Source organism: Streptomyces sp. NPDC043854, assembly GCF_056436005.1.
In genome coordinates this window covers 115,321-141,964 of the sequence record NZ_JBWKDK010000012.1, presented here as the reverse complement: position 1 = coordinate 141,964, position 26,644 = coordinate 115,321, and the positions used below count along the sequence as shown (strand labels likewise).

General features: G+C 73.6%; 27 protein-coding genes, 1 tRNA gene and 1 pseudogene. 19 read left to right on the top strand and 10 right to left on the bottom strand.

The window, feature by feature from the left end:
* Positions 1 to 32: 32 nt before the first annotated feature.
* On the top strand, positions 33 to 1,310 hold the full coding sequence (locus tag AC068A_RS14230) for a styrene monooxygenase/indole monooxygenase family protein (RefSeq protein ID WP_478584681.1): 1,278 nt from the start codon (positions 33 to 35) through the stop codon (positions 1,308 to 1,310).
* Here AC068A_RS14230 and AC068A_RS14225 read toward each other — a convergent pair.
* The 3 genes from AC068A_RS14225 to AC068A_RS14215 form a co-directional block, all read right to left on the bottom strand.
* Positions 1,244 to 3,082, bottom strand: coding sequence for a C40 family peptidase (locus AC068A_RS14225; RefSeq protein WP_478584679.1), 1,839 nt, complete (start codon positions 3,080 to 3,082; stop codon positions 1,244 to 1,246). The two genes, AC068A_RS14230 and AC068A_RS14225, sit on opposite strands and share 67 nt — an antisense overlap.
* Before the next feature lie 218 nt (positions 3,083 to 3,300).
* On the bottom strand, positions 3,301 to 3,687 hold the full coding sequence (locus tag AC068A_RS14220) for an SHOCT domain-containing protein (RefSeq protein WP_478584678.1): 387 nt from the start codon (positions 3,685 to 3,687) through the stop codon (positions 3,301 to 3,303).
* Entirely contained in the window at positions 3,687 to 4,076 is a 390-nt protein-coding gene (locus tag AC068A_RS14215) for a DUF6325 family protein (RefSeq protein ID WP_179175171.1), read from the bottom strand. Before AC068A_RS14215 ends, AC068A_RS14220 begins: the two co-directional genes overlap by 1 nt.
* Positions 4,077 to 4,171: 95 nt before the next feature.
* Between AC068A_RS14215 and AC068A_RS14210 the strand changes: the two genes are divergently transcribed.
* Positions 4,172 to 5,563 (top strand): FtsW/RodA/SpoVE family cell cycle protein, encoded by a 1,392-nt coding sequence (locus AC068A_RS14210; protein ID WP_478584676.1) that lies wholly within the window; start codon positions 4,172 to 4,174, stop codon positions 5,561 to 5,563.
* A complete protein-coding gene (locus AC068A_RS14205) occupies positions 5,560 to 7,077 on the top strand; it encodes a penicillin-binding transpeptidase domain-containing protein (protein ID WP_478584675.1) in 1,518 nt (505 codons plus the stop codon). Before AC068A_RS14210 ends, AC068A_RS14205 begins: the two co-directional genes overlap by 4 nt.
* 110 nt (positions 7,078 to 7,187) lie before the next feature.
* Here the strand turns inward: AC068A_RS14205 and AC068A_RS14200 are convergent, their stop codons facing one another.
* Entirely contained in the window at positions 7,188 to 8,333 is a 1,146-nt protein-coding gene (locus tag AC068A_RS14200; RefSeq protein ID WP_478584673.1) for a ferritin-like domain-containing protein, read from the bottom strand.
* 230 nt (positions 8,334 to 8,563) lie between these two features.
* Between AC068A_RS14200 and AC068A_RS14195 the strand changes: the two genes are divergently transcribed.
* The 3 genes from AC068A_RS14195 to AC068A_RS14185 all read left to right on the top strand — a co-directional run bounded on the left by AC068A_RS14195 (position 8,564) and on the right by AC068A_RS14185 (position 10,641).
* Positions 8,564 to 9,511 (top strand): AurF N-oxygenase family protein, encoded by a 948-nt coding sequence (locus AC068A_RS14195; RefSeq protein ID WP_478584671.1) that lies wholly within the window; start codon positions 8,564 to 8,566, stop codon positions 9,509 to 9,511.
* Between the two features lie 112 nt (positions 9,512 to 9,623).
* Entirely contained in the window at positions 9,624 to 10,343 is a 720-nt protein-coding gene (locus AC068A_RS14190; protein WP_478584670.1) for a TetR/AcrR family transcriptional regulator, read from the top strand.
* Between the two features lie 10 nt (positions 10,344 to 10,353).
* A complete protein-coding gene (locus AC068A_RS14185; protein ID WP_478584668.1) occupies positions 10,354 to 10,641 on the top strand; it encodes a hypothetical protein in 288 nt (95 codons plus the stop codon).
* An 89-nt stretch (positions 10,642 to 10,730) separates the two neighbouring features.
* Here the strand turns inward: AC068A_RS14185 and AC068A_RS14180 are convergent, their stop codons facing one another.
* The gene (locus AC068A_RS14180) at positions 10,731 to 11,285 is read right to left on the bottom strand and encodes a hypothetical protein (RefSeq protein WP_478584667.1); all 555 of its coding nucleotides are present in this window, start codon (positions 11,283 to 11,285) and stop codon (positions 10,731 to 10,733) included.
* A gap of 194 nt (positions 11,286 to 11,479) precedes the next feature.
* On the opposite strand from AC068A_RS14180, the gene AC068A_RS14175 reads away from it, so the two are divergent.
* Positions 11,480 to 12,283 carry a nuclease-related domain-containing protein gene (locus AC068A_RS14175; RefSeq protein ID WP_478584665.1) on the top strand — a complete coding sequence of 268 codons (804 nt, stop codon included), beginning with the start codon at positions 11,480 to 11,482 and terminating at the stop codon, positions 12,281 to 12,283.
* A gap of 66 nt (positions 12,284 to 12,349) precedes the next feature.
* Here AC068A_RS14175 and ku read toward each other — a convergent pair whose 3' ends face one another.
* Positions 12,350 to 13,528, bottom strand: coding sequence for a non-homologous end joining protein Ku (gene ku / locus AC068A_RS14170; protein WP_478584663.1), 1,179 nt, complete (start codon positions 13,526 to 13,528; stop codon positions 12,350 to 12,352).
* Positions 13,529 to 13,559: 31 nt separating this feature from the next.
* On the opposite strand from ku, the gene ligD reads away from it, so the two are divergent.
* A complete protein-coding gene (gene ligD / locus AC068A_RS14165; RefSeq protein ID WP_478584661.1) occupies positions 13,560 to 14,456 on the top strand; it encodes a non-homologous end-joining DNA ligase in 897 nt (298 codons plus the stop codon).
* Positions 14,456 to 15,400 (top strand): ATP-dependent DNA ligase, encoded by a 945-nt coding sequence (locus tag AC068A_RS14160; protein WP_478584733.1) that lies wholly within the window; start codon positions 14,456 to 14,458, stop codon positions 15,398 to 15,400. Before ligD ends, AC068A_RS14160 begins: the two co-directional genes overlap by 1 nt.
* 102 nt (positions 15,401 to 15,502) lie before the next feature.
* On the opposite strand, the gene AC068A_RS14155 is transcribed toward AC068A_RS14160, so the two are convergent.
* The gene (locus AC068A_RS14155) at positions 15,503 to 15,907 is read right to left on the bottom strand and encodes a DUF6479 family protein (RefSeq protein ID WP_478584660.1); all 405 of its coding nucleotides are present in this window, start codon (positions 15,905 to 15,907) and stop codon (positions 15,503 to 15,505) included.
* A gap of 128 nt (positions 15,908 to 16,035) precedes the next feature.
* Between AC068A_RS14155 and AC068A_RS14150 the strand changes: the two genes are divergently transcribed.
* Positions 16,036 to 16,359 carry a plasmid stabilization protein gene (locus tag AC068A_RS14150; protein ID WP_478584659.1) on the top strand — a complete coding sequence of 108 codons (324 nt, stop codon included), beginning with the start codon at positions 16,036 to 16,038 and terminating at the stop codon, positions 16,357 to 16,359.
* Positions 16,360 to 16,510: 151 nt separating this feature from the next.
* Here the strand turns inward: AC068A_RS14150 and AC068A_RS14145 are convergent, their stop codons facing one another.
* Positions 16,511 to 17,533: an XdhC family protein gene (locus tag AC068A_RS14145; protein ID WP_478584658.1), complete on the bottom strand. Its 1,023-nt coding sequence runs from the start codon at positions 17,531 to 17,533 to the stop codon at positions 16,511 to 16,513.
* Positions 17,534 to 17,726: 193 nt separating this feature from the next.
* On the opposite strand from AC068A_RS14145, the pseudogene AC068A_RS14140 reads away from it, so the two are divergent.
* The 4 genes and pseudogenes from AC068A_RS14140 to AC068A_RS14125 all read left to right on the top strand — a co-directional run bounded on the left by AC068A_RS14140 (position 17,727) and on the right by AC068A_RS14125 (position 20,332).
* Positions 17,727 to 19,051: pseudogene (locus AC068A_RS14140) on the top strand (alpha/beta fold hydrolase).
* 56 nt (positions 19,052 to 19,107) lie between these two features.
* Positions 19,108 to 19,236 (top strand): hypothetical protein, encoded by a 129-nt coding sequence (locus tag AC068A_RS14135; protein ID WP_478584656.1) that lies wholly within the window; start codon positions 19,108 to 19,110, stop codon positions 19,234 to 19,236.
* Between the two features lie 275 nt (positions 19,237 to 19,511).
* The gene (locus AC068A_RS14130) at positions 19,512 to 19,721 is read left to right on the top strand and encodes a hypothetical protein (RefSeq protein WP_478584654.1); all 210 of its coding nucleotides are present in this window, start codon (positions 19,512 to 19,514) and stop codon (positions 19,719 to 19,721) included.
* A complete protein-coding gene (locus AC068A_RS14125; RefSeq protein WP_478584653.1) occupies positions 19,718 to 20,332 on the top strand; it encodes a hypothetical protein in 615 nt (204 codons plus the stop codon). The genes AC068A_RS14130 and AC068A_RS14125 overlap by 4 nt, the downstream gene beginning before the upstream one ends.
* A gap of 107 nt (positions 20,333 to 20,439) precedes the next feature.
* On the opposite strand, the gene AC068A_RS14120 is transcribed toward AC068A_RS14125, so the two are convergent.
* Positions 20,440 to 20,967 (bottom strand): TIGR04141 family sporadically distributed protein, encoded by a 528-nt coding sequence (locus AC068A_RS14120; protein WP_478584652.1) that lies wholly within the window; start codon positions 20,965 to 20,967, stop codon positions 20,440 to 20,442.
* A 16-nt stretch (positions 20,968 to 20,983) separates the two neighbouring features.
* A tRNA-Arg gene (locus tag AC068A_RS14115) sits at positions 20,984 to 21,055 on the bottom strand.
* Positions 21,056 to 21,154: 99 nt separating this feature from the next.
* Here AC068A_RS14115 and AC068A_RS14110 point away from each other — a divergent pair.
* The 5 genes from AC068A_RS14110 to thrC all read left to right on the top strand — a co-directional run bounded on the left by AC068A_RS14110 (position 21,155) and on the right by thrC (position 26,609).
* Positions 21,155 to 21,631, top strand: a complete 477-nt coding sequence (locus AC068A_RS14110) for a response regulator (RefSeq protein WP_478584731.1) — start codon at positions 21,155 to 21,157, stop codon at positions 21,629 to 21,631.
* A 77-nt stretch (positions 21,632 to 21,708) separates the two neighbouring features.
* Positions 21,709 to 22,704 (top strand): ArgS-related anticodon-binding protein NrtL, encoded by a 996-nt coding sequence (gene nrtL / locus AC068A_RS14105; protein ID WP_478584650.1) that lies wholly within the window; start codon positions 21,709 to 21,711, stop codon positions 22,702 to 22,704.
* A gap of 19 nt (positions 22,705 to 22,723) precedes the next feature.
* Complete coding sequence (gene lysA, locus AC068A_RS14100; protein ID WP_478584648.1) at positions 22,724 to 24,115, top strand: diaminopimelate decarboxylase; 1,392 nt, start codon at positions 22,724 to 22,726, stop codon at positions 24,113 to 24,115.
* A 124-nt stretch (positions 24,116 to 24,239) separates the two neighbouring features.
* Positions 24,240 to 25,532, top strand: coding sequence for a homoserine dehydrogenase (locus AC068A_RS14095; protein ID WP_478584646.1), 1,293 nt, complete (start codon positions 24,240 to 24,242; stop codon positions 25,530 to 25,532).
* Between the two features lie 6 nt (positions 25,533 to 25,538).
* Positions 25,539 to 26,609, top strand: coding sequence for a threonine synthase (thrC, locus tag AC068A_RS14090; RefSeq protein WP_478584645.1), 1,071 nt, complete (start codon positions 25,539 to 25,541; stop codon positions 26,607 to 26,609).
* Positions 26,610 to 26,644: the final 35 nt, after the last annotated feature.

The following is a 26,644-nucleotide window of genomic DNA, read 5'->3' as shown; positions in this document are numbered from 1 at the left end:
CCGCCCCCGTACCCCCGAAACGAGAACGTGAGATGCGCAGGATACTCGTCGTGGGGGCCGGCCAGTCCGGTCTCCAGCTCGCCATCGGCCTCCAGGCGAAGGGGTACGAGGTCACCCTCATCTCCAACCGGACCGCGGACGAGATACGCACCGGGCGGATCATGTCGACGCAGGTCATGTTCGACACGGCGCTCCAGCACGAACGCGACCTCGGGCTCGACCACTGGGAGCGGCACACCCCGCGGATCGAGGGCCTCGGCGTCTCGGTCGCCGGCCCCGACGGCGGCCGCGCCGTGGACTGGCTCGGCCGGCTCAGGGCGTACGCGCAGTCGGTGGACCAGCGGGTGAAGATGGCCGGCTGGCTCGACACCTTCGTGCAGCGGGGCGGGCAGTTGGTCATCCACGGCGCGTCCGTCGCCGACCTGGACTACTTCTCCCGCATCTACGACCTGGTGCTGGTCGCGGCGGGCAAGGGCGAGCTCGTGTCGATGTTCGGCCGGGACGCGGCACGCTCCCCGTACGGCACGCCGCAGCGCGCGCTGGCCGTCTCGTACGTGCACGGGCTCGAGCCGCGCCCCGAGCACCCGGGCACCGAGGCCGTGCGCTGCAACCTGGTCCCCGGTGTGGGCGAGCTGTTCATCATGCCCGCGCTGACCACCTCGGGACGCGCCGACATCCTGTTCTGGGAAGGGCTCCCGGGCGGGCCGCTGGACGTGTTCCGCGGGGTGAACGATCCGGCGGAGCACCTGAAGCTCACCCTGGCCCTGATGGAGGAGTACACCCCCTGGGAGTACGCGCGGGCGAACCGGGTCGAGCTGACGGACGCGGGCGGCACGCTGGCCGGCCGGTACGCGCCGGTCGTCCGCAACCCGATCGGGCGGCTCCCGGGCGGCGGGGCGGTGCTGGGCGTGGCGGACGTCGTCGTCGCGAACGACCCGATCACGGGGCAGGGTGCCAACTCCGCCGCGAAGTGCGCGGCCTCGTACCTGTCGTCGATCCTGATGCACGGGGACAAGCCGTTCGACGAGGCGTGGATGAAGGCCACCTTCGACAAGTACTGGTTCGCGACGGGCAAGCCGGTGACCGAGTGGACGAACGCGATGCTGGCCCCGCCGGCGGAGCACGTGCTGAACCTGATCGGGGCGGCCGGGCGGTACCAGCCGGTGGCGGACCGGTTCGCCAACGGCTTCGACAACCCGGCCGACTTCGACGCCTTCTTCCACGACCCGCAGGACGCAGCGGACTACCTGGCAGAGGTCGAGGCGGCCGCGGACCCCTCTGCTGCGGGCGGAGCCTCGGCCGACGAGTAACCGGTGTCGTCGCCGTCCGCCGCCGACGCGGTGCCCTCGGGCAGCGGCGGCGGGCTGTAGGCGGCGAGCGGGACCCCCTCCGGGTCCGGGCGGACCGCCCCGAGCATCGGGTTCGCCGCGATGGGCGACACCTTGACGGCGGCTCCGGGACGCGGGGCCTGGATCACCTTCCCGTCGCCGATGTACAGCGCGACGTGGGTGGCCGTGGGGAAGTAGACCACCAGGTCCCCCGGCCGCAGCCGGTCCAGCGGCACCTTCGGCAGCTGCGCCCACTGCTGCTGGCTGGTGCGGGGGATCGACCGGCCGGCGCTCGCCCAGGCCTGCGAGGTCAGCCCGGAGCAGTCGAAGGCCCCCGGCCCCTCCGCCCCCCACACGTACGGTTTGCCGATCTGGGCGGTGGCGTAGGCCAGGGCTGCGCTGCCGGCCTCCGTCGGGGTACGCGTACGGGCCGCGGGAGCGCCCAGCCGGCCCGAGGCCAGCAGCTGCTGCTGCGCGGCGGCGGTGTTCGCGGCCTCGCGGGCGCCGACCCGGGCGACTTGGTCGGCGGAGAGCGCGGACAGCATCCGCTCGACCTCCCGGAGGCGGAGGTCGGCCTCCTCCTTCAGCCGCTTCGTGCGGGCGGCCCCGGTCTGCTGGGCGTCGAGGGCCTTGCGGGCGGCCGTGGCCAGGGTGTCGGACTGCCGCTCGCCGCGGGCGAGGCGGGCCAGGATGCCGGCCTGCCGGGCGCTCTCGCGGGCGGCCAGCCGGCGCTGGTCCTGGGCGGCCCGCAGATCGCCGGTCAGCAGAAGCCGGGCGTACGGGGAGAGGCCCCGGGCCCCCTGGTACTGCTCGCGGGCGATCCGCCCGGCGGCCGCCCGCTCCGCGCCGAGGGCGGCCCGGGTCCGGCCGAGCTCGGTACCGAGCCGCCGCTCCTCCTCCTGGCGGGCCTTGAGCGCGGCCTCGTCGGCGTTGTAGGCCTCGGCGGCCTCCTCGGCCTGGCGGTAGAGCGCCTGGAGCCGCGTGAGCAAACCCCCGACGAGATCAACACCGCCCTCCCGTGCCGAACCCGCGGCCCCTGCCCCGGCCTCTGCCCTGGCCTCTGCCTCTGCCCCGCGCCCGGCTTCGGCAGCGCCTCCGGCGGCGCTCCGGGCGGGCCCGGCGGCGTCCTCGGCCCCGGCCCCGGGAGCGGCTTTGCGGGTGGCCTCGGTGGTGGCGCTCGGGGTGGCTACGGCGGCGTCTTCGGCCCCGGCTTCGGGAGCGGGTTTGCGGGTGGCCTCGGTGGTGGCGCTCGGGGTGGCTCCGGCGGCGCCTTCGGCCCCGGCACCGGCGGCAGTTGTGGCAGCGGCCCCGGCGGTGGTCGAGGCGGCCCCTGCATCGGTGGCGATATCGGCGGTGGCCCCGTCCACGCGCCCGGCATCGCCTGCACCGGCCGCCTCACCCGCCACTCCGGTGCGGCCGTCGACCGCGGATTCGCCGGTGGCCGCGCGGGTGGCTTCGGCCGTGCCCTCGCCCGAGGCGCTGCGGGCGCCCCGTCCCGCAGCCTCGACGCTGGCGCTGGCGCTGGGGGTGGCTTTGGCCGCGGCACGGCCCGCGTCGCTGGAGGCACGTTCGGCGGTGGCACGTTCGGCGGTGGCACGTTCGGCGGCCGTGGCGCCGCGGGTGGCCTTGGGGGTGGCCCCGGCCGTGGCTTCGGCGGTGGCGTGGGGCAGCGGCTCGGCCTGGGGAGCGGGCAGCGGCCCGGCCGCGAGGAGCAGGGCGGCGATACCGGCGGCGTGGAGCAGTCGGCGTGACATGGGATCACCTCCGGCCGCCGATGCTGCCATGCAAGATATGACAAATGCCTCTCTCCGACGCGGCCCTGCCGCACGGCTCACCCACCCGGCGGCACACAGCCGTCCAAGCGGTCCACGAAGGGCAAGCGCGAACAACCCCCGCCCCCGCCCCGGGCCGGCCCGGGCTCGGCGGGGCGGGTTCGGGTTCGGGGGCGGCGGGTGGTGGGCCTGGGGGCAGGTCAGGGGTTCAGGAGGCGGGTTTTGGCTGCGGAGAACTCCTCCGGGGTGAGGAGGCCCTCCCTGGCGAGGGCGGCCAGCTGGGTCAGGTGGGCCGTGAGGTCGGCCCCGGCGTCCGGAGCCGTCGGCTCGGGAGAGGGTCCCGGAGCGCCGCCGGTCGCGGGGCGGGGCGCGGTGTCGGCCAGCTCCGCCTCCTCCGGCCCGGCGGCCTCGGCCGGCTCGGCGGCGGGCGGTGGTGCGGCGGCTTCCATGTCGCGCTGCGGGAGCCGGGGCGGGAGCTGGGCCACGTCCCAGACGTAGGCGCCGCGCGCCAGGATGCCGCGCAGCAGCGGCCGGCCCGCGGGGCGGCGCGCCGGGTGGACGACGGGGCCGACGGGGCGGATGAACATCAGGCGGCTCCCAGCCGCTCGGCCGGGATCCGGACCGATCCCGCGATCCGGCCGCCCGCCGCCCGTACGGCGATCGCGGCGTCCTCGGCCCAGACGTGCTCCACCACCAGCAGCAGTGCGCAGCTGCCGCGTTCCAGCAGGTCCGCGGCCTCCTTCACGTCCTCCGGGCCGATCAGCCGGGCCGCCTCCCGGTGGGCGAGGAGGCCCTGGAGTTCGACGAACTCGTCGAACTCCGCGGCCAGCACCTCGCCCCCGGCGGTCTTGGTGGCCACCAGGCCGTCGATCAGCCGCACGTTCCCGGTCTTCCGCAACCCCAGTACCGCCTCGACCGCCGGTACCCGCAGTTGCTCCTCCGGGAAGGCGAGGACGATGAACTCCACAGGTCCCATGTGCCGCGGCTCCCACTTCTGACCGTTTCTGACGATTCCTCGGCACCCTATGACATAAGGGGACATGTCACCCGTCCACTTGCTACGTTTCCCGTATGACCGCTCTGACGGCTGAGGTGGCGGAGCCCTCCCCGCACCCGCCCCCCGGCGTCCGTCCGTCCCGGCGCGGGGGAGCCGAGCTGGCGCTCCTCGCCGGGGCCGTCCTCATCTGCGTCCTCGGCCACCTCCACGTCGGCCTCGCCGCCACCGGCCGGCTGCCCGGTACGACCTCCCGCTACGCCGCCGGGCTCGGCTGCGCCGCACTCCTCGCCCACCTCGCCGTCCGCCTCCGGGCCCCGTACGCCGACCCGGTGCTGCTCCCGATCGCCTTCCTGCTCAACGGGCTCGGCCTGGTCCTCATCCAGCGCCTGGACCTGGCCGCCCCGGCCGCCACCGCGGCCGCCCATGCCGCCGCCGGGGACCAGCTGCGCTGGTCCGCCCTCGGCATCGCCCTGTTCGTCCTCGTCGTCACGGCCGTGCGCGACCACCGGGTGCTCCAGCGCTACGCGTACCTGTCGGTGGCGGCGGCCCTCGTGCTGATGCTGGTCCCGGTCTTCTTCCCGGCGGTCAACGGGGCGCACATCTGGATCCGGTTCGCGGGATTCTCGTTCCAGCCGGGGGAGTTCGCGAAGATCCTGCTCGCCGTGTTCTTCGCCGCCTACCTCGCCGCAAACCGGACCGCCCTCGCCCTCACCGGCCGCCGCCTGTTCTGGCGGCTCCGGCTCCTGCCGGGCCGCGCCCTCGGCCCGATCCTCGCCATCTGGCTGCTCAGTGTCGGCGTGCTCGTCCTGGAGCGGGACCTCGGCACTTCCTTCCTCTTCTTCGGACTGTTCGTCATCATGCTGTTCACGGCCACCGGCCGGATCGGCTGGATCGCCATCGGGCTGGCCCTGGCCGCCGTGGGCGCGTACGCCGTCGGAAGCCTCGAACCGCATGTGCACAGCCGGGTGGACGACTGGCTGAATCCTTTCGCCTCCATCGACCGCGGCGAGGGCCCCGGCCAGCTCGCCCAGTCCCTCTTCGCCTTCGGCGCCGGCGGGCTCCTCGGCGCCGGACTCGGCCACGGCCAGTCCTTCCTCATCGGCTTCGCCGCCCCATCGGACTTCATCCTCGCCACCGCCGGCGAGGAGCTCGGCCTCGTCGGCCTCACCGCGATCCTGCTGCTCTACGGGATCCTCGTCGACCGCGGCTTCCGCGCCGGGCTCGCCCTGCGCGACTCCTTCGGGCGGCTGCTGGCCACCGGGCTCGCCTCCGTCGTCGCCCTCCAGGTGTTCGGCATCGCCGGGGGAGTGACCGGCCTGATCCCGCTGACCGGAATGGCCATGCCCTTCCTCGCCCAGGGCGGCTCCTCCGTCGTCACCAACTGGATCATCGTCGCGCTGCTGGTCCGGCTCAGCGACAGCGCCCGCAGACCGCGCCCGGCCGCCGGAGCGGAGGCCGGCCGGTGATCCGCTACATCCGCTGGTGCGCGTGGTTCTGCGCACTGCTGCTCGCGGCCCTGCTGGCCAACGTGGTCCGGGTGCAGGTCTGGGAGGCCGCGGCCTACGGGGCGAACCCGGCCAACAAGCGCCCCGCCATCGAGCGGTACGCCCAGCCGCGCGGGGACATCCTGGTGGAGGGGCGGCCGGTGACCGGCTCCCGGGACAGCGGCCAACTGCTGCGCTACGAACGGACGTACGCCGAGGGCCCGCTGTACGCGCCCGTCACCGGCTTCTCCTCCCAGACCTACGGCACCAGCCTGCTGGAGCGCGCCGAGGACCCCGTCCTCGCCGGCACCGACCCGGGGCTCTCCGTCTTCCCGCTCTGGTACGACCTGGCGCGCGGCCGCCCCGACGGGGGCGACGCCGAGACCACCGTCCGGGCGGCCGTGCAGCAGGCCGGGTACAGGGCGCTGGCGGGCAAGCGGGGCGCGGTGGCCGCGCTCGAACCCGCCACCGGGAGGATCCTCGCCCTGGTCAGCAGCCCCTCGTACGATCCGGGGGTGCTCTCCGGCACGGGCCCGGCCGTCACCGCGGCCTGGACGCGGCTGAACGCGGACCCGGCCCGGCCGATGCTCAACCGGGCGCTGCGCGAGACGTACCCGCCCGGCTCCACGTTCAAGATCGTGACGGCGGCCGCGGCCCTGGACGCGGGCGTGGTCACGGACGTGGACGCGCCGACCCGCACCCCCGACCCCTACCCGCTGCCGGGCACCAGCACCCTCCTGCCGAACGCGGGCACCCGCTGCCGGGACGCCTCCATGGCGGAGGCGGTGCAGTACTCCTGCAACACGGTGATGGCGAAGATCGGCGTGCAGGTGGGGCTGCGCGGGATGGCGGAGGCGGCGCGCCGGTTCGGGTTCAACGACGAGGACCTGCGGGTGCCGGCCTGGGTGTCGCGGTCGAACTTCGACACCGACATGAGCCCCGACCAGCTCGCCCTGTCCTCGATCGGGCAGTTCAACACCAAGGCGACCCCGCTCCAGATGGCGATGGTGGCCGCGGCCGTCGCGGGCGGCGGCGAGCTGAGGGCCCCGTACCTGGTGGAGCGGACCACCCAGGACGACGGGAGCCAGGTCCGGCGCACCGGCCGGCGCAGCCTCGGCCGGGCCATGAACCCGGCGACCGCCCTGCGGCTGCAGAAGCTGATGGTGAAGGCGGTCGAGGACGGGACCGGGCGCAACGCGGCCATCCCGGGCGCGGAGGTCGGCGGGAAGACGGGCACCGCCCAGCACGGCGTCGGCAACGCGGGCACCCCGTACGCCTGGTTCATCGGCTGGGCCAGGGCCGCGGACGCGCCGCTGCCGCGGGTGGCGGTCGCCGTGGTCGTCGAGGACGCGGCGGGCGACCGCGGGCACATCAGCGGCAACAGCGCGGCGGCGCCCATCGCCCGGGCGGTGATGGCGGCCGCGCTGCACGGGCCGCAGCCCGCCGCGCCCCGTCCCGCGGAACGAAATCCCGTGCACCGGAGCCGGGTTGGCTGATGCCGCCCGCGGCCGAGCCGGTCGAGCCCGCCGCGCCCGCCGCGCCCGCCGCGCCCGAGCCTGCCGCGCCCGCCGCGCCGACCGAGCCCAACCCGCGGTCCGGCGGCCCGCTACGGGGTCCCGGGCCCCGGTTCAGGTCCCGGCCCCGTTCCGTTCCCGGCGCCCTCGGCGATGGCGGCGGCCACCTCCGCCACCCGCGCCGCCTCCTCGGCCGCGAACCGCTCGCGGTCGAGGGCCTCGGCGATCTCCTCGTCCTGGCTCATCAGCAGGTCCAGGTTGGAGTCGCCCATCTCGAAGACCCCCATGTCCAGGTAGGCCTTCTGCAGCCGCGGCCCCCACAGGCCGATGTCCTTCACGCACGGCACGATCCGGCTGAACAGCAGCCTGCGGAACAGGTGCAGGAACTGCGACTGCTCGGTGAACCGCACCGCCTCCTGCCGCGGGATGCCGAAGTTCTCCAGCACCTCCACCCCGCGCAGCCGGTCCCGCATGAGGTGGCAGCCCTCGATCACGAACTCCTCGCGCTCGCGCAGCTCCGCATCGGTGAGCTGCCGGTAGTAGTCGCGCAGCGCCATCCGCCCGAACGCCACGTGCCGTGCCTCGTCCTGCATCACGTACGCCAGGATCTGCTTCGGCAGCGGCTTGTCGGTCGTGTCGCGGATCATCCCGAAGGCGGCCAGCGCCAGCCCCTCGATGAGCACCTGCATCCCCAGGTAGGGCATGTCCCAGCGGGCGTCGCGCAGGGTGTCCCCGAGCAGTCCCTGGAGGTTGTCGTTGATCGGGTAGAGCAGTTCGAGCTTCTCGTGCAGGAAGCGTCCGAAGACCTCGGCGTGCCGGGCCTCGTCCATGGTCTGCGTGGCGGAGTAGAACTTCGCGTCCAGGTCCGGAACCGACTCCACGATGCGTGCCGCGCACACCATCGCGCCCTGCTCGCCGTGCAGGAACTGGCTGAAGTTCCAGGAGGCGTAGTGCCGGCGCAGCTCGCCCTTGTCGTGCTCGGTGAGTTTCGGCCAGTAGCGGGTGCCGTGGAGGGTCAGGACCTCGTCCGGGGTGCCGAGCGGGTTGTGCGGGTCGACCGGCAGGTCCCAGTCGATGCGCTTGGCGCCGTCCCACTGCTTGTCCTTGCCCTTCTGGTAGAGCGCGAGGAGCCGTTCGCGGCCCTCCGCGTACTCCCAGTTGAAGCGGGCCGCGCCGGTGGCCGGGATCTGCCAGACGTCCTCGTCCGGGACTGCGGTGTAGAGCTCGTGCGTCGACACTGACGCCCCCTCGCCTCGCGTACTGCCGTGCAGGACAGGATCGTTGGCAATGTCACACGTTGGTAGACGCGCAGTCAACAAGTGACGCGCAGGGGATTGACGCCCTTGCTGACAAGCAGTCTTATAACTGGTGGCCGCACCGGGGCCGCAGCCGCAGCCGCAGCCGCGACCCCGACCCCGACCCCGACCCCGAACCCAACCCATCCCGGACCAGGGCGAGGTGCCCCGCCATGACGACCACGACCGACCACGACCGCACGGACCGCCACCAGGTCCTCCAGGACGCACTCGGCCTCCTCAAAGACCGCGAGGAGACCGCCGCGCGCCTCCTCGACTCCTCGGCCAGGCACTCCTTCGACCCCGACAAGGAGCTCGACTGGGACGCCCCGCCGGTCGACGGCGCGTACTACTGCCCTCCCGAGCTGCTCTCCCTCTACGACACCCCGCTGTGGAAGCGGATGAGCGAGGAGCAGCGCATCGACCTGTCCCGCCACGAGGCCGCCTCACTCGCCTCCCTCGGCATCTGGTTCGAGATCATCCTGATGCAGCTCCTGGTCCGGCACATCTACGACAAGTCCCTGACCAGCAATCACGTCCGCTACGCCCTCACCGAGATAGCCGACGAGTGCCGGCACTCGATGATGTTCGCCCGCCTGATCCAGAAGACCGGCGCTCCCGCCTACCCGGTCTCCCGCCTCAACCACAACCTCGCCCGCATCCTCAAGACCGTCTCCACCACCCCCGGCTCATTCGCCTGCACCCTGCTCGGTGAGGAGGTCCTCGACTGGATGCAGCGCCTCACCTTCCCCGACGAACGCGTCCAGCCCCTGGTTCGTGGCATCACCCGGATCCACGTCATCGAAGAGGCCCGGCACGTCCGCTACGCCCGCGAGGAACTGCGCCGCCAGATGCTCACCGCCCCGCGCTGGGAGCAGGAACTGACCCGCATCAGCTGCGGCCAGGCGGCCCGCGTCTTCTCCCTCGCCTTCGTCAACCCCAAGGTGTACGAGAACGTGGGCCTCGACCGCCGCGAAGCCGTCGCCCAGGTCAAAGCCAGCGGCCACCGCCGCGAGGTCATGCAGACCGGCGCCAGGCGGCTCACCGACTTCCTCGACGACATCGGAGTCCTGCGCGGCGTCGGCCGCAGGCTCTGGCAGAGCTCGGGACTCCTCCCCTGAACCCCGCGCCGTGCGGCTGCCGTGCGGCTGCCCGCCGACGGCTGCTCTGCGGCTGCTCCGCGGCTGTCCTGTGGCTGCCCTATGGCTGCCGTCCGGCGGCTACTCTGCGGGCATGACCGCACCCGCGTACCGCAGGCTGAGCGTCGAGGAACGGCGGGCACAGCTCCTCGACGCGGCACTGTCGCTCTTCGCGCACCGGGCACCGGAGGAGGTCTCCCTCGACGACGTCGCCGAGGCCGCCGGCGTCTCCCGGCCCCTGGTGTACCGCTACTTCCCCGGCGGCAAGCAACAGCTGTACGAGGCCGCCCTGCGCTCGGCGGCGGACCTGCTGGAGCTCTGCTTCGCCGAACCCCGGACCGGCCCCCTGACCCGGCGGCTCGCCCGCGTCCTCGACCGCTACCTCGCCTTCGTCGACGAGCACGACACCGGCTTCGCCGCCCTCCTCCAGGGGGGCAGCGTCGTGGAGACCTCCCGTACGACGGCCACCGTCGACGGCATCCGCCGCGCCGCCGCCCGCGAGATCCTGCTCCACCTGCCGGTCCCCGCGCCCGGACCCGGACCGCGGCTGCGCATGATGGTCCGCACCTGGATCACCGCCGTCGAAGCCGCCTCCCTGATATGGATCGACGAGGGCAAACAGCCCGACGCCGGCACTCTGCGGGACTGGCTCGTGGACCAGTTCATCGCCCTGCTGACCGCCACCGCCGCCACCGACCCCGAGACGGCGGCCGCGGCCCGGGCGGCACTGGCCCTCGAAACCGCCGACGGCGCGGCCGGGGTCCTGGCCCGGCGCGTGATCCCGGTGGTGTCCGAGGCCGCCCACCTGCTGTGACACTGGAGGGGTGAGAAGCGAACCCACCCCCTTCGAGGGCGGCCCGATGGACGGCCGCACCCTGCCGATCCTGGTCGGCCCGACCGGCCACCCCCCGAAGTGGTACGAGATCCCGGTCCCGGCGCCGGACGGCGGCCCCCCGACGGTGCTGCTGTACGAGCGGGTGCCCGCGGGCTACACGAAGCGGCTGGGCCTCCAGAAGGGCTGGAAGTACACGTACGCCCCGAACCGCGAAAAGCCGAAACTCCGCTGGCCCTGGACCAAGCCCACCCCGCCGGCAACCCCGCCTCCCGAGTAGGCCCCGCGACGCGAGTGGGCCCCGCCGGCCGGCTCCCTCCCGCAGGCCGCGACCGCGGCCGCGGTCTTCCGGGGGCACGCCCGCCGGAATCAGCCCTCGGTACGTCCGCGCCGCAGCATCGCGTACCCGAGACCGGCAGCCCCCGCCGCCGCGATGCCGCCGGCGGCGGCCAGCAGCAGCACCCCGTCCCCGGGCGCGTCGGCCGCCGTGTCCAGGCGCGGCACACCCGTGTGGGGGGCCGCTATGACGACCCCGTCCCGGGTCCCCGTCTTGTGGCCGTCGGGCATACGCCCGCCGCCGTCGCCGGCCCGCGAGTCGCCGACCCAGGACGTGATCCGCCCGTCGGCGCGCAGATCGGCGTGCAGCGCCCCGCCGCCGATCTCGACCACGCCGTCCCCGCTGTCCAGGGTGGCGGCCTTGGCTCCGTCACCGCCGAGGATGTCGGCCTGGTAGACGCCGTCCGCAACGCGGTACACCTCGGCCCGGGACACCCCGTCCGCGAGCGCCACCCGCTTGACCAGCGTCCTCGCCGCCGACGCGGCGGGCATCCCCTCGGCGAGGGCCGCGGCCGCGGGCAGCGCGAGCAGGCCACCCGCACACACGCTCACGGCGGCGGCGCGGGCCACCGTACGGACGACGCTCACGCGGACCTCTCCTTCGTCATCGCCACCAACCTCATCGCCACCAACCTAGGAACCCGCCGTTGCGGTACCGCGATGAGCGTGTAACAGGAACCCGGCAGACTCCCGTAGAAGCCGTTACACAACCGAGAACTCCCCACGGGGGATTGCCCCCGGCCCCCCACCCTGTTCCCATTGACCCCGGGGGGGTGACGTCCATGCGCGGACTCACAGTGCTGCCGAGCGGCCGCCCCGGCCGCGGCCGGCTCTACGTGAACCTGCCCGACGGCCAGGCGGTGGCCTGGTACGACCGGCAGACCAACCGGGTCAGCGTGCTCGCCGACCGGCACCGCGAAGCCGTACTCACGGCCCTGCGGCCGTATTTGAGCGGCGCCTGGACGGTCGGCCCGCCGCCCGTCCCCACCCGCGCCGAACTGCGCCGCCTCGCGCTGCCGCCGGACGAGGACCTCGCCCCGAACCGCCCGGGCGAAACCCTGCTCGGCGAACTCGCCCACGGCTCCGCGGGCGGCCGCACCCGCCACCGGCTGCGTCAGGAACTCACCGCCCAGGAGCGCATGGGCGACCTCCTCGACGCCCTCGAACCCGACGGCTGGCGCGTCCTGCACTGCGTCCCGTTACGCACGCTGGGCCGCATCGACCACCTCCTGATCGGCCCCGCCGGCGTCTTCGCCGTCCGCAGCCTCCCGGGCCGCCGCCAACGCGCGGCCGTCGGCGACCTCCTCCTCGGCGTGGGCCGCGCCGACCCCCGCCCCGACCCCCGTTGGATCCGCCGCGCGGCCTCCGCCGCCACCCGCGCCCTCGGGGCCCCGGTCACCCCGTCGCTCGCCCTGGTCGACGCCTCCCGCGTCGAGGTGGCCCCCACCGTCCGGGACATCCGCGTCCTCGAACCGGCAACGGCCGCCGCCGCCCTCGCGTCGTCCCCGCCCACCCTCAAACCCCCGGACGTCGAAGCCCTGTTCGCCTTGGCCCGCGACGCCCGTACGTGGCAGGGCAGCCGGTGACGGGCGGGCCGCCGCCCCGTTGCCGACGGGGGCGACTTGCCGCCGCCCGTGCCCCGGGGGCCCGCTCTACGCCGAAGCCCGCTTCCGCGGCGCGGCCTTCTTCGCAGCCGCCGCCTTCTTGGCGGTCGTCTTGGCGCTGTCGGCGCCCTTGGCGGCTCCGGACGTCCCGGCCGCCTGGGCGGACTTCGCGGACTTCGTCGTCTTCGTCGTCTTCACCGTCTTCGTCGTCTTCGCCGTCTTCGCCGTCGACTTGGTAGCGGCCGTCCTCGTCGACTCGGCCCGACTCGACGCGGCGGTGGACTTCCTGGCCCCGGCGCCCGCCGCCGTCTTCCTCGCGGCGGCCGTCGACGCCGTCGACTTCTTTCCGCCCACCGCCTTCGGCGCAGCCGGGGCCCGTTTCCGTGCCGCGCCCTGGCGGATCGGCGTCACCCCGGCCTCATCGGCCTCCGCCACGCCCTCATCGCCCCGGGACGCCTTCGCCGCCCGCACGCTCTTCTCCAAGGCCGCCATCAGGTCGATCACCTTGCCGCCGGCCGGTTCCACCTCCGCCTCCGACGGCGGTTCGAAGGCGCCCTCCGCCTTCGCCTCGAGCATCGCCTCGACCGCCTCGCGGTACTCGTCCGTCAACGACGCCATGTCGACCTCCCCCAGCGTCGCCATCAGCGCGTCCGCCAGGTCCAGCTCCGCCTCCCGTACCGACACCGACGCCTCGGGAGCGACCCCTTCCGGCTCGCGGATCTCGTCCGGCCACAGCAGCCCGTGCATCGCGATGACGTCGTCGACGACCCGCAGCATGCCCAGCCGTTCCCGCCCCCGCAGTGCGTACTTGGCGATCGCGACCCGCCGGCTCCGCTTGAGGGCCTCCCGCAGCAGGGTGTACGGCTTGGCGGCCGTCGCCCCGTTCGCCGCCAGGTAGTACGCGGAGTCCAGCTGAAGCGGGTCGATCTCGTCCGCCGGTACGAACGACACGATCTCGATGGTCTTCGCCGTGGCGATCGGCAGCTGTGCCAGGTCCTCGTCCGTGATCGGGATGATCGAGCCGTCCGCCTCCTCGTACCCCTTGCCGGTCTCGGCGCTCGACACCTCCTCGCCGTCCAGCTCGCACACCTTGCGGTAGCGGATGCGGCCGCCGTCGGTCAGGTGGATCTGGCGAAAGGAGATGGAGTGGCTCTCGGTGGCGTTGACGAGCTTGATCGGGATGCTGACCAGGCCGAAGGAGATGGCCCCGTTCCAGATGGATCGCACGGTTCCTCCCGTTTCGTGGCAATCTCATCGTATGACGCCGATCACGATGGTGGAGGGGCGTCGCATCTCGCTCAGCAACCTGGACAAGGTCCTGTACCCCGAGACCGGTTTCACCAAGGGCGAGGTGCTGCACTACTACGCCACCATTGCCGTCCCCCTGCTGGCCCACATCCACGACCGGCCGGTGTCGTTCCTGCGCTATCCCGACGGCCCGGAAGGCCAGCTCTTCTTCACGAAGAACCCGCCGCCCGGCACGCCCGCCTGGGTGAAGACCGCCGCCGTGCCCCGCTCCGACGACCCCTCGGCCGAGCAGGTGGTCGTCTCCGACCTGCCCTCCCTGATGTGGGCGGCCAACCTGGTGGTCGAGTTCCACACGCCCCAGTGGACGGCAGGCAGCCCTGCCGTCGCCGACCGGCTGATCCTCGACCTCGACCCCGGTCCGCCCGCCACCGTCGTCGAGTGCTGTGGCGTTGCGCGCTGGCTGCGCGAGCGTCTCGCCGCCGACGGGCTGTCCGCGTACGCCAAGACCTCCGGGGCGAAGGGGCTGCACCTGGCCGTCCCCCTGGAGCCGACCCCGTCCGAGCGCGTGTCGGCGTACGCGAAGACCCTCGCCCAGGAGGCCGAGCGCGAGCTTCCCGGCCTCGTCGTCCACCGCATGGCCAAGTCCCTGCGCCCCGGCAAGGTCTTCGTCGACCACAGCCAGAACGCCGCCGCCAAGACCACCGCCGCGCCCTACACCCTGCGCGCGCGGGCCCGGCAGACCGTCTCCGCCCCGGTCTCCTGGACCGAGGTCGAGGCCTGCCGCACCCCCTCCGACCTGGTCTTCCTCGCCGACGACATCCCGCCGAGGCTCGAGCGTGACGGCGACCTCTTCGCGCCCCTCCTGGACCCGGCCGCCGCCCACCGCCTCCCCGAGGCCGGGCCGTGATCCAGGTGGCCCTGGCGGCCTCCGTACGCACCCTGCCGCGCGGGGCGGGCCTGGCCTACGAGCCGAAGTTCGACGGCCACCGGCTGGTGGTGGTGCGCACGCCCGAGGACGTGCTGCTCCAGGCGCGCTCGGGCCGCATCGTGACCAGCGCCTTCCCCGACCTGGTGGCCGCCGCCCGCCGGCTGCCCGCCGACACCGTCCTCGACGGCGAGGTCGTCGTCTGGCACGGGGGCCGCACCGACTTCGCCCTCGTCCAGCGGCGGGCGGCGGCGGCCGGCGCCGCCAAGGCCGCGGCCCTCGCCCAGAGCCTGCCGGCCTCGTACGCCGCCTTCGACGTCCTCGAACTGGCCGGGCAGAACGTGCGCGGGCGCCCGTACGAGCAGCGCCGGGCCCTCCTGGTGGACCTGCTCCTCCCGCTCGGGCCGCCCCTCCAGCCGGTCCCGATGACCACCGACCCGGAACTGGCCGAGACCTGGTACGAAACCCTCCCCGCCAGCGGCATCGAGGGCCTGGTCGTCAAGCGGCTGGACCAGGCGTACCCGGCGGGCCGCCGCGGCTGGCAGAAGCTGCGGCACACGGAGGTGCGGGACGCGGCGGTGATCGGCTACACCGGCACCCCGCGCCGCCCCCAGGCGCTGGTGCTGCTCCTGCCGGCCGACGACGAGACGCCGCTGGTGTCGAGCCCGCTGACGGCCCCGCAGCGGGCGGAACTGTCGGCGGAGCTGGCCCGGCGGGCGGAGGAGGCCGCCGGCGCGGCACCCGCGGCAGCACAGCAGACCACGGCCGCGGCGACTTCGACGGCGACGGCCACGGCGACTGCGATCGCGATCGGCATCGGCGAGGTCCCGTACCGGCCTCTGGACCCGCCCCTGGCGGCCGAAGTCCGGCACGCCTCGACCCGGCACCCGCCACCCGAGGTGCTCAGGCTCCGAACAGACGTCTGAACAGGCGTCTGACCTGCGGTGCGGGCGGGCGGCGCAGGTCAGAGCCGGTGGGAGGGGGGCGGGGGAGCCGGGCGCGGGGGAGCGGGGCCCCGGGGCGGGCGGTCAGGCGTGGGCGCCGCGTCCCGCGTTCGGGGGAGAGCCGGGCTGGGGGTGCGGACCGGGGCCCTCGGGGCGCTTGTAGCCGGACTCGCGGCGGTTGCGGACCTCGTCGGGGTGGGTGGAGGTGGTGGAGCCGAAGTTCCCGTACCCCTGCATCTCGTGGGGGCGCAGGCCGCCTTCGGGGATCTCCACCTGGTCGCGTTCCTCGCGCACCTCGTGGACCGCCCCGCCGTCGGGCAGGTGCGGCTGGCTCTCGGGGGTGGGCGGCGGGGGCTCCTTGGCCCGGACGCGCTGGCCCAGCTTGAATCCGGCGAGCAGGAACCCGGTGATCGCGATGCCCACGAAGAAGAACCACGCGATGTTGGCGAGGGTCGCGTCGACCGCGAGGTAGCTCAGTGTCGTGTTCATACAGGTCATATTCCCGGCTTTAGTCGGGATTCGCCCGATAAGGCAAGAAATATAAGCGCCGCGTGACTGACAGCCGGTGCGGCGGGTAGGCGGGGCAGGAGCCCGAATGGGAAGGAGGGGGTCAGGCCATGCCCCGCGGATCCTCCCCCAAGCGCGAACGCCAGTACGAACACATCGAGGGGAGCGCCGAGCAACGCGGCGTCCCCGAGGAAGAGGCCGAGGAGGTCGCCGCCCGGACGGTCCACAAGGAGCGGGCCCGCGCCGGCGAGTCCGAGCCCCCGAGCCGCCCCTCCGCAGAGGACCTGTCCCTGCCGCGCCGCGGCGGCCTGCACTCCCCCTCGGGCGAAGAGGGCCCCACGCACGCACAGCTCTACGAGGAGGCCAGGCAGCGCAACATCCGCGGCCGCTCGGAGATGACCAAGGCGCAGCTCAAGCGGGCCCTGGGCAAGTAGGGACGGCCGCCCCGCCGCCCCGCCGCCTGTGCCGCCGGCAGCCAAGCGGGCTCGGCGACGTGGGGCACGCAGTCCAGGACGAGGGCGATGCGGCAGCACGCCGATGCACCGCACCGGACGACGCGGAAATTCCCCGCTTCCCCGAGGCCGCTCAGCGCAGAGGGCCGTCCGATTCCCGCAGGCCCCGCACCCCCCGTACCCCCGGCATCCCCGACACGGCTTCCGCCGCGTGCCCGCTCAGCACCGCCAGGATCTCGGCGCAGATGGCGAGTGCCGTCTCCGCCGGGGTACGGGCGCCCAGGTCGAGCCCGATCGGCCCGTGCACCCGCGCCACCTCGGCCTCGGCCACCCCGGCCGCCTCCAGCCCCTCGCGCCGCCGGGCCGTGGTCTTCCGCGAGCCCAGCGCCCCCACGTACGGGATCCCGAGCGCGAGCGCGGCCCGCAGCGTCGGCACGTCGAACTCCGGATCGTGGCTGAGCATCACCAGGCAGGCCGCGTCCCGGCGCGCCGCCAGCACCTTCTCGGCGTCCGCGACGGTGCCGACGTACTCCGCGCCCCATCCCAGCAGCCGCGCCTGGGCCCCGACGATCTGCGCGAGCTCCCCGGACTCGGGCCCGCCGACCACGACGTGGGGCGCCGACGGGCACGCCTCCACGAGCACCAGTCCGGAATCCCCGTACAGGGCGTCCCGCCCGGGGCGCCGCGTGGCCAGCAGCTCGCCGGCGCGCCGCCCGGCGTCGTCGACGGGGGAGCCGCCGGCCCGGACCACCTCGCTCACCGCCCGGTCGGCCTGCTCGTTCAGCCGGGTCACGAGCGCGACCCCGACCCCCTCGGCCAGCAGCTCCCACCACTCGGCCGGCACCGCAGCCAGCGGCTGCAGCAGGATCTCGGCCCGGCCCCCGCAGGTCAGCCTCGCCTCGGCCGCCTCCTCCGCCCCGACCGACACCTCGCACACCCGGGCGGTGGCCCCGGGCGGCCACGCCCCGGCCTCCGCCACCAGCTCGGCGTCGAACACACCCCGGTACAGCGATCCGACGCACTCCCCGCGCGCGTCCAGCAGCAGGGCCCCGGCCGGGTCCCGCGGCCCGAACCCCTGCTCGGCCACCGGCCGCGCCAGGAAACCCGCCCGCCCCTCGGCCGCCCACCGCCGCGCCGTCTCCACCAGTCCACGCATCGCGCTGCCCCATCCTCGTCGTGGCCCCGCCGCCAACCTATGCATGCTCCCCACCCCTACCCACCCTCCGATCCCACAGACCCGGCACCCCTCCCTCGTACAGACCACCGGGGACCACTTGCACAAACGCCCCCGATGAGTTCCTCTCGAAGAAGGGGGCGGACAGAACGCCAAGACGAGGCGGCGAGACCTGGTGCTCTTCACCGACCGCGACGACGCGGGACGACGACTCGCCGAGGCCCTCCGGACGTACGAGCCGGAGAACCCCGTGGTGCTGGGCCTGCCCCGGGGCGGCGTGCCGGTGGCCTTCCACGTGGCCCACGCCCTGCGTGCACCCCTCGACGTGATCGTGGTGCGCAAGCTCGGGGTCCCGTACCAGCGCGAGCTCGCCTTCGGCGCGATCGGCGAAGGCGGCGTACGCGTCATCAGCGACGACATCGTCCGCCGCGGCCGGATCACCCCGCAGGACATCGCCGCGGTGGAGGCCGCGGAACAGGAGGAGCTCGCCCGCCAGGCCGACCGCTTCCGGGCCGGCCGCTCCCGCGTCCCGCTGCGCGGCCGTACGGCGATCCTGGTCGACGACGGCATCGCCACCGGCGCCACGGCGGCCGCTGCCTGCGGGGTCGTACGGGCGCAGGGCGCGGCCAAGGTGGTGATGGCGGCCCCGGTGGCCCCGCCGGACGCGCTGTCCCGCCTGTCGGAGGCGGCCGACGACGTGGTCTTCCTGGCCACCCCGGCCGGGTTCTCCGCCGTGGGCCAGTGGTACCGCGACTTCTCCCAGACCCCGGACGAGGAAGTCGTGTCCCTCCTGACCCGCGCAGCCCGCGAATTCACGACGCACACCCCCCACGACCCCCCGAAGGCACCGCCATGACCGCATCCACAACGACGATCGACGTCACGATCGACGCGGCGGGCCTCCCCCTCCCCGGAGAGCTCACGCTCCCGCCGAACGCGCGCGCGGTGGTCGTCTTCGCCCACGGCTCGGGCAGCAGCCGCCACAGCCCCCGCAACCGGCAGGTGGCCTCGGCCCTCAACCGCGCCGGCCTGGGCACCCTCCTCTTCGACCTCCTCACCCCGGCCGAGGAGCAGACCCGCGCCCACGTCTTCGACATCCCCACCCTGTCGGCCCGCCTGACCGACACCACCGCCTGGTTCCGCGCCCGCACCCCGCAGACCCACCTCGCCTACTTCGGCGCAAGCACCGGAGCCGCGGCAGCCCTCACGTCGGCAGCCTCCCCCGACTCCCCGGTCTACGCGGTCGTCTCCCGCGGGGGCCGCCCCGACCTGGCCACATCCCTCCCCGCGGTCCGCGCCCCGACCCTCCTCATCGTCGGCGGCGACGACACCCAGGTCCTCGACCTGAACCGCGAGGCGCAGGCCCGACTCCGCTGCGAGAACCGCCTGGAGGTCATAGAGGGAGCCACCCACCTCTTCGAGGAACCGGGCGCCCTGGAAGAGGTCGCCACCCTGGCCACCACCTGGCTCACCACCCACCTCCCCATAACCACCTCCTGAGGCGTCACCCCGACACTCCGGGCGAACGCCGACCGCCGGCCCGGGGCGGCCTGCCCATGCCCCGCCGCTCGCCGACACCGGCCGCGACCTGCTCCTCGCGCAGGCCCTGGCTGGCGCGCTGGGCGGTCCGCGACCAGGTGCCCGTCGGCAGGACCGCCGTCGCCGAGCCGGACCTGCCGCGCTGAAGAACCGCTCACACGAGGGCTGTTAGGGTGATCCATCCGATTTCGTACGCCACGACGACGAGGCCATCGCCGCCAGCCTGCGCCACCGCGACGGCTCCGCCATGTCGGTCTCCGAGCTACGGAGGTACGTGAAGTGACCCTCACCTGGACCGACCTCGTCACGCTCGACCTCGCCAAGCTGAACGAAGCCGCCACGGAGTGGAAGACGCCGCCGAGGGATAGGTCCCAACCAGCGCACCCAGACCTCGCTCGACCAGAACCAGCTGCCGCGGGCCATGAAGCTCGCCGCCCTCGGCGAGGACGCCACCCAGCAGCACAAGGTCGGTCTGGCTCAGGAGTTCAACATGGCGGGAAGTGGTTCGGTCAAGCACTACGAGCTGGGTGTCGGGGCTGCAGCGCCCGCCCCCGACGAACCCGGACGGGCCGGCGAGCGCAGTGACCCCGGTCGCCATGCCCGCGACGGCGGCGGGGAGATCGACCGATGAGCGGTCCGGGGGCTCCGGCCGGGCCGGGGAAGCGGAAGTGGTCGTGGCGGCGTCGCCTTGCCGTCGGCGCCTGGGTGTTCACGGGCCTGTGCGTTCTCGGCGTCCTCGGGACGGTCCTGATGATCGCGTACGGGTTGCGGTACCCCACCGAGGATCAGAAGAAGTGCTGCTGGGAGCAGAACGCCACGCCCGAGTGGGTGGCAGGCGTGACCGGCCTCCGGGTGCCGGAGACGGCCACCGACCGGCGGGCCGGGCTCCACACCAACGTGCAGTACGACGTTGCGCTGCTCGCCTTCACCGTGCCGACCGCGGACGCCGACCGGTTCCTGCAGCCGCTTCGGCGCGAGGGCACCCAGATGGCCCGCAACCGCCACCCGGAAGCTCCGGGTTACACCCGCAGCGACGGCTTCACCCACCTCGGCCTGCCCGAGCCCGAGACCTTCGCCGAGGGCATGCGCATCACCAGCGTCTGCCCTCGCGAGGCGAAGACGCCCGAAAGCGAGGCACTCCGGTTGTGTGCGGAGATCCACGCGCACGAGTTCCAGCCCGGCACCACGCGCATCTACATCTGGGCCGGCAGCGACGCGCCCATCGAGAAGCCACCGGCCTGACTGCGGAACCGTACCGACCCGGCCGGATCGGATTCGGACATGTGCCGCTTCCTTAGTTGAGTGACACGAAGGTGCAGGTCGCAGGGTACGGCCGTTGCGGACGCGGCTCAGGCGCCGGTGTCCGGTGACGGAATGCCGACCACCGCCACGTCGATGCCCCGCGCGCGCAGGTCGGCGGCCTCGAAGCCGTGCGGATGCTGGGCGGTCTTGATCAGCCGACGATCCAGGCAGACGTAGCCAAGCTTCGCTGCCTGCAGGTTGTACTTCTCCTCCGTCGCGAGGTCGGCCGTCCAGGCCGGCAGGGGACAGCCGGCCGGTGCGGTGAGCAGCGTGTTCACCTCGCTCCGGATGCCCTCCGGATACTGGTCCCCGATCTCGAACCAGCGCCCCTCGTGGTGGAAGTGGCGGCTGGCGCCGAGCGGGATCTCGGCCGTGATCCACTTGTTGGCCTTCACCTGGTCGAGGCAGGCTGCGGGGACGGCCAGAGCCAGCGATCCGGTGTCCGCCGAAGCGCCCGGCAGATCGTCGAGACGGGCTTCCAGGACGCTGCGCCGCGGGTCTCCGCTCTTGAGCGGCCGGACTTGCCGGGTACGACAAAGGCCCTGACCGGCATTTCTGCTGGTCAGGGCCCTCATGGCACTTCTTGCGAAGTGCCCCCGGCAGGATTCGAACCTGCGCACACGGCTCCGGAGGCCGTTGCTCTATCCCCTGAGCTACGGGGGCGTGTCGTCCGCTCTGCGGCGACGGGTTGAACACTACCAGCTTCCGCCGGGTGATCAGAAACCGTTTCCCGAGCAGGGGCGCCCGGGTCGCTCGGACGGGGTGGAAGTGACGAAAACCCGGACGCGGGGGCGGGCGCGGACCTACTCTCGAGTTGTGCCAGGCGCCTCGGGCCGGGTGCTTGTTGTCGACGACAACAAGGTCATCCGGCAGCTGATCAAGGTCAATCTCGAGCTGGAGGGCTTCGAGGTCGTGACCGCGAGCGATGGTGCCGAGTGCCTGGACGTCGTGCACGAGGTGGCTCCCGATGTGATCACCCTCGACGTGGTCATGCCCCGGCTGGACGGGTTCGGGGCCGCCGCGCAGCTCAAAGCCGATCCGCGGACCCGTCACCTCCCCGTCGCCATCGTCAGCGCCTGTACGCAGCACGAGGTGGAGGCCGGGATCGAGGCCGGGGTCGACGCGTTCGTCGCCAAGCCCTTCGAGCCCGCCGAGTTGGTGCGGGTCGTGCGCAGGCTGGTCGAGCGGCGTGATCGCGAGGGGCGCGAAGGGGCTCCCGCCGGGAGGGGGCGGGGGTGACCCCGCCTCGGTACTCCCCTGTTCACATGGCGAAACCGTTCGCGTGACCGGTGGGTGTCTCCCCTAGGCTGGTCCCCGTGACCCCCGCCGACCTCACCCGTACCGTCGTGCGCGCCGTGCGCTGCGCCGTCGAGGACGGGGAGCTGCCCGCGCGTGCCGCGGTGCCCGCGCGGGTGGTCGTGGAGCGGACCCGCCCCGGCGGGGTGGGGGAGTACGCCACCCCCGTCGCCTTCCAGGTCGCCAAGTCCGCCGGCCGCCCGCCCGGCGAGGTGGCCCGGGTGCTGGCCGGCCGGCTGGGCGCCGAGGCCGGGATCGCCCGCGTCGAGGTCACCGGAGCCGGCTTCCTGAACTTCGTGCTGGAGGAGCGGTCCTCCGTCGATGTGGTGCGGGACGTGCTCCACCGCTCCGCTGCCGTCGCCGCTGCCGTCTCCGATGCCGCCGTCGGCTCCGGCGCCGCCGCGACCGGAGCCTCCCTTCCGGCCGCCGAGTTGCGTGCCGGAGCCGTCGAGCGGGCCGTCGGGCGGATCCTGCGGAGCCAGGGGTGCGCGGACGGGGCACCTCCCCGGAATGTTGCGCCCGTTGCCCGGCGGGACGGCGATGTCCTCGCGCGCTTCGGGGCCGACGCCGCCGTCTGGGCCATGCTCTGCGTCCCGGCCCACGAGACGCCCTCCTTCAGCGATCGGCTGCTCGTCCAGGACGAGTCCAGCGAGTTCTTTCGGGTTCGGTACGCCCACGCGTGCGCTGTCGCGCTGGTGCGCCATGCCCGGCTGCTCGGGTTCGGGCCCGAGATGCTGCCCGTCCGGGGCGGCGACTGCGCGGCGCTGCTGCGCGTGCTCGCCGACCATCCCCTCGTCCTCGAAGCCGCCGCGCACCACCGTGCGCCCGAGCGGCTGGTCAGGCATCTCGTCGAGCTGGCCGACGCGCTGCTCGACTTCCAGTACCGCGTCCTGCCCAAGGGGGACGAGAAACCCTCGGCCGCCCACCGCGCCCGGCTCGCCCTTGCCGAAGCCGCCGGGACGGTGCTGGCCGGCGGCCTGGCCCTGCTCGGCATCGACGCACCCGACTGCCTGTGATCCGCGAAGAGAGACACCGATGAGCCGTTCCGCGCACCCCGCCGGCCCCCGCCACGCCGACGTCCTGCCCGAGGGCCACTACACGCCGCCGCCCGCCGACCTCAACGCCCTTGACGAGAAGGTCTGGCCCCGGACCGTCCGGCGGAACGACGACGGCGTCGTCAGCGTCGGCGGCGTCGAGGTCACCCACCTCGCCGAGGAGTTCGGGACCCCCGCCTACTTCCTCGACGAGGAGGACTTCCGGGCCCGCTGCCGCGCCTGGGCCCACGCCTTCGGCCCGGACGCCGACGTCTTCTACGCCGGGAAGGCGTTCCTCTCCAAGGCCGTCGTCCGCTGGCTCCGGGAAGAGGGGCTCAACCTCGACGTCTGCTCCGGCGGGGAGCTGGCCACCGCCCTCGCCGCCGGGATGCCCGCCGAGCGCATCGCCTTCCACGGCAACAACAAGTCCGTGGCGGAGATCACCCGCGCGATCGGGGCCGGCGTCGGGCGGATCGTCCTCGACTCCTTCCAGGAGATCGCCCGCGTCGCGCACATCGCCCGCGAGCACGGCGTGCGCCAGCCCGTGCAGATCCGCGTGACCGTCGGCGTGGAGGCGCACACCCACGAGTTCATCGCCACCGCCCACGAGGACCAGAAGTTCGGCATCGCCGTCGCCGACGGCTCCGCCGCCGAGGCCGTACGCCGCGCCCTCGGCCACGACAGCCTCGAACTGCTCGGCGTCCACTCCCACATCGGCTCGCAGATTTTCGACATGGCCGGCTTCGAGGTCTCCGCCCGCCGCGTCGTCCGGCTGCTGGCCGCCGTACGCGACGAGCACGGCATCGAGCTGCCCGAGATCGACCTCGGCGGCGGCCTCGGCATCGCCTACACCTCCTCCGACGACCCGCGCGAGCCCCACGAGATCGCCAAGGCCCTGCACGAGATCGTCGCCCGCGAGTGCGAGGCCGCCGGGCTGCGCGCGCCCCGCATCTCCGTCGAGCCGGGCCGCGCCATCGTCGGGCCGACCGCGTTCACGCTCTACGAGGTCGGGACGATCAAGCCGCTGGAGGGGCTGCGCACGTACGTGTCCGTGGACGGCGGCATGTCCGACAACATCCGCACGGCCCTCTACGACGCCGAGTACTCCGTCACCCTCGTGTCCCGCACCTCCGACGCCGAACCCGTGCTCGCTCGCGTCGTCGGCAAGCACTGCGAGAGCGGTGACATCGTGGTCAAGGACGCCTACCTGCCGGCCGATCTGGCCCCCGGCGACCTGATCGCCGTACCGGCCACCGGGGCGTACTGCCGCTCCATGGCCAGCAACTACAACCATGCGCTCCGCCCGCCCGTCGTCGCCGTGCGCGACGGGGCGGCGCGGGTGATCGTCCGGCGCGAGACGGAGGAAGACCTCCTCCGTCTCGACCTCGGATGATGAAATAGGTGTCTCACTCAATGGACCGAGGGTGGAAACTCGTGTCCATTGGGTGAGACTGGTTCAAACCCGGCGCGCAAACCGTCCGCCGGGAGCCGAAGGAAGATCGAAAGGCGTAGGTCGAATGATGCGTACGCGTCCGCTGAAGGTGGCGCTGCTGGGCTGTGGAGTGGTCGGCTCAGAGGTGGCGCGCATCATGACGACGCACGCCGACGATCTGACGGCCCGGATCGGCGCGCCCGTCGAGCTGGCGGGCGTCGCCGTGCGCCGCCCCTCGAAGGTGCGCGAGGGCATCGACCCCGCGCTGGTCACCACCGATGCGACCGCCCTGCTCAAACGGGGCGACATCGACGTCGCCATCGAGGTCATCGGCGGCATCGAGCCGGCCCGCAGCCTCATCACCACCGCCTTCGACCACGGTATCTCCGTCGTCTCGGCGAACAAGGCGCTCCTCGCCCAGGACGGCGCCGCCCTGCACGCGGCCGCCGGGCAGGCCGGGCTGGACCTCTACTACGAGGCCGCCGTGGCCGGCGCCATCCCGCTGATCCGCCCGCTGCGCGAGTCCCTCGCCGGCGACAAGATCAACCGGGTGATGGGCATCGTCAACGGCACGACGAACTTCATCCTCGACAAGATGGACTCCACCGGCGCCGGCTACCAGGAGGCCCTGGACGAGGCCACCGCGCTCGGGTACGCCGAGGCCGACCCGACCGCCGACGTCGAGGGCTACGACGCCGCCGCCAAGGCCGCCATCCTCGCCGGGATCGCCTTCCACACCCGGGTCCGGCTCGACGACGTCTACCGCGAGGGCATGACCGAGGTCACCGCCTCCGACTTCGCCTCCGCCAAGCGCATGGGCTGCACCATCAAGCTGCTCGCGATCTGCGAGCGGGCCGCCGACGGCGGGTCCGTCACGGCGCGCGTGCACCCGGCGATGATCCCGCTCAGCCACCCGCTCGCCTCCGTCCGCGAGGCGTACAACGCCGTCTTCGTCGAGGCGGAGGCCGCCGGGCGGCTCATGTTCTACGGGCCCGGCGCGGGCGGTTCGCCGACCGCCTCGGCGGTCCTGGGCGACCTCGTCGCCGTCTGCCGGAACAAGCTCGCCGAGGCAACGGGGCCCGGCGAGTCGGCGTACACCCAGCTGCCGGTCAGCCCCATGGGGGACGTCGTCACCCGCTACCACATCAGCCTCGATGTGGCCGACAAGCCGGGTGTCCTCGCCCAGGTGGCGACGGTCTTCGCGGAGCACGGTGTCTCGATCGACACCGTCCGGCAGAAGGGCAAGGACGGCGAGGCTTCCCTCGTCGTCGTCACCCACCGCGCCCCCGACGCCGCCCTCTCCGGGACCGTCGAGGCGCTGCGGAAGCTGGACACCGTCCGCGGTGTCGCCAGCATCATGCGTGTTGAAGGGGAGTAAGGACCCATGAGCAGCAATCGCACCCACCAGTGGCGCGGCATCATCGAGGAGTACCGGGACCGGCTGCCGGTCACGGACACGACGCCGGTGGTGACGCTCCGCGAGGGCGGTACTCCCCTCGTACCCGCGCAGGTCCTCTCCGAGCGCACGGGCTGCGAGGTGCACCTCAAGGTCGAGGGCGCGAACCCCACCGGGTCCTTCAAGGACCGCGGCATGACCATGGCGATCACCAAGGCCAAGGAGGACGGCGCCAAGGCCGTCATCTGCGCCTCCACCGGCAACACCTCGGCCTCCGCGGCCGCGTACGCGGTGCGCGCCGGGATGGTCTCCGCGGTCCTCGTGCCCCGCGGGAAGATCGCGCTCGGCAAGATGGGCCAGGCCCTCGTGCACGGCGCGAAGATCCTCCAGGTGGACGGCAACTTCGACGACTGCCTCGACCTGGCCCGCGCCCTCTCCGACAACTACCCGGTGGCGCTGGTCAATTCCGTCAACCCGGTGCGCATCGAGGGCCAGAAGACGGCCGCGTTCGAGATCGTCGACGCGCTCGGCGACGCCCCCGACGTCCACGTGCTGCCCGTCGGCAACGCCGGCAACATCACGGCGTACTGGAAGGGCTTCAAGGAGTACAAGGCCGACGGCCTGGCCTCCCGTACGCCCCGCGTGTGGGGTTTCCAGGCCTCCGGTTCCGCGCCGATCGTGCGCGGCGAGGTCGTCAAGGAGCCGCAGACCATCGCCACCGCGATCCGCATCGGCAACCCGGCCTCCTGGGAGTACGCGCTGGCCGCGCGCGACGAGTCGGGCGGTTTCATCGACGAGGTGACGGACCGCCAGATCCTGGCCGCGTACCGGCTGTTGGCCGCGCAGGAGGGCGTCTTCGTCGAGCCCGCCTCGGCCGCTTCGGTGGCCGGCCTGCTCAAGGCGGCCGAGCTGGGCCTGGTCGACCCCGGCCAGAAGATCGTGTGCACGGTCACGGGCAACGGCCTGAAGGACCCCGACTGGGCGGTCGCCGGCGCTCCGCAGCCCGTCACCGTACCGGTGAACGCGGAGGCCGCGGCCGTCCGCCTCGGCCTGGTCTGACCGGCTGCCCGCCTCGGCGAGGCCGACCGGCCCCG

What these genes read in the sequence shown, in the direction of transcription:
- AC068A_RS14230 (WP_478584681.1), top strand. Translation starts at nt 33, where the DNA reads ATGCGCAGGATACTCGTCGTGGGGGCCGGCCAGTCCGGTCTCCAGCTC.
- AC068A_RS14135 (WP_478584656.1), top strand. Translation starts at nt 19,108, where the DNA reads ATGCCCCGCCGCTCGCCGACACCGGCCGCGACCTGCTCCTCGCGCAGG.
- AC068A_RS14225 (WP_478584679.1), bottom strand. Translation starts at nt 3,082, where the DNA reads ATGTCACGCCGACTGCTCCACGCCGCCGGTATCGCCGCCCTGCTCCTC.
- AC068A_RS14210 (WP_478584676.1), top strand. Translation starts at nt 4,172, where the DNA reads ATGACCGCTCTGACGGCTGAGGTGGCGGAGCCCTCCCCGCACCCGCCC.
- AC068A_RS14120 (WP_478584652.1), bottom strand. Translation starts at nt 20,967, where the DNA reads ATGAGGGCCCTGACCAGCAGAAATGCCGGTCAGGGCCTTTGTCGTACC.
- ligD (WP_478584661.1), top strand. Translation starts at nt 13,560, where the DNA reads ATGACGCCGATCACGATGGTGGAGGGGCGTCGCATCTCGCTCAGCAAC.
- AC068A_RS14150 (WP_478584659.1), top strand. Translation starts at nt 16,036, where the DNA reads ATGCCCCGCGGATCCTCCCCCAAGCGCGAACGCCAGTACGAACACATC.
- AC068A_RS14190 (WP_478584670.1), top strand. Translation starts at nt 9,624, where the DNA reads ATGACCGCACCCGCGTACCGCAGGCTGAGCGTCGAGGAACGGCGGGCA.
- AC068A_RS14175 (WP_478584665.1), top strand. Translation starts at nt 11,480, where the DNA reads ATGCGCGGACTCACAGTGCTGCCGAGCGGCCGCCCCGGCCGCGGCCGG.
- AC068A_RS14195 (WP_478584671.1), top strand. Translation starts at nt 8,564, where the DNA reads ATGACGACCACGACCGACCACGACCGCACGGACCGCCACCAGGTCCTC.
- AC068A_RS14155 (WP_478584660.1), bottom strand. Translation starts at nt 15,907, where the DNA reads ATGAACACGACACTGAGCTACCTCGCGGTCGACGCGACCCTCGCCAAC.
- thrC (WP_478584645.1), top strand. Translation starts at nt 25,539, where the DNA reads ATGAGCAGCAATCGCACCCACCAGTGGCGCGGCATCATCGAGGAGTAC.
- lysA (WP_478584648.1), top strand. Translation starts at nt 22,724, where the DNA reads ATGAGCCGTTCCGCGCACCCCGCCGGCCCCCGCCACGCCGACGTCCTG.
- AC068A_RS14095 (WP_478584646.1), top strand. Translation starts at nt 24,240, where the DNA reads ATGATGCGTACGCGTCCGCTGAAGGTGGCGCTGCTGGGCTGTGGAGTG.
- AC068A_RS14125 (WP_478584653.1), top strand. Translation starts at nt 19,718, where the DNA reads ATGAGCGGTCCGGGGGCTCCGGCCGGGCCGGGGAAGCGGAAGTGGTCG.
- AC068A_RS14220 (WP_478584678.1), bottom strand. Translation starts at nt 3,687, where the DNA reads ATGTTCATCCGCCCCGTCGGCCCCGTCGTCCACCCGGCGCGCCGCCCC.
- AC068A_RS14215 (WP_179175171.1), bottom strand. Translation starts at nt 4,076, where the DNA reads ATGGGACCTGTGGAGTTCATCGTCCTCGCCTTCCCGGAGGAGCAACTG.
- AC068A_RS14130 (WP_478584654.1), top strand. Translation starts at nt 19,512, where the DNA reads ATGAAGCTCGCCGCCCTCGGCGAGGACGCCACCCAGCAGCACAAGGTC.
- AC068A_RS14145 (WP_478584658.1), bottom strand. Translation starts at nt 17,533, where the DNA reads ATGCGTGGACTGGTGGAGACGGCGCGGCGGTGGGCGGCCGAGGGGCGG.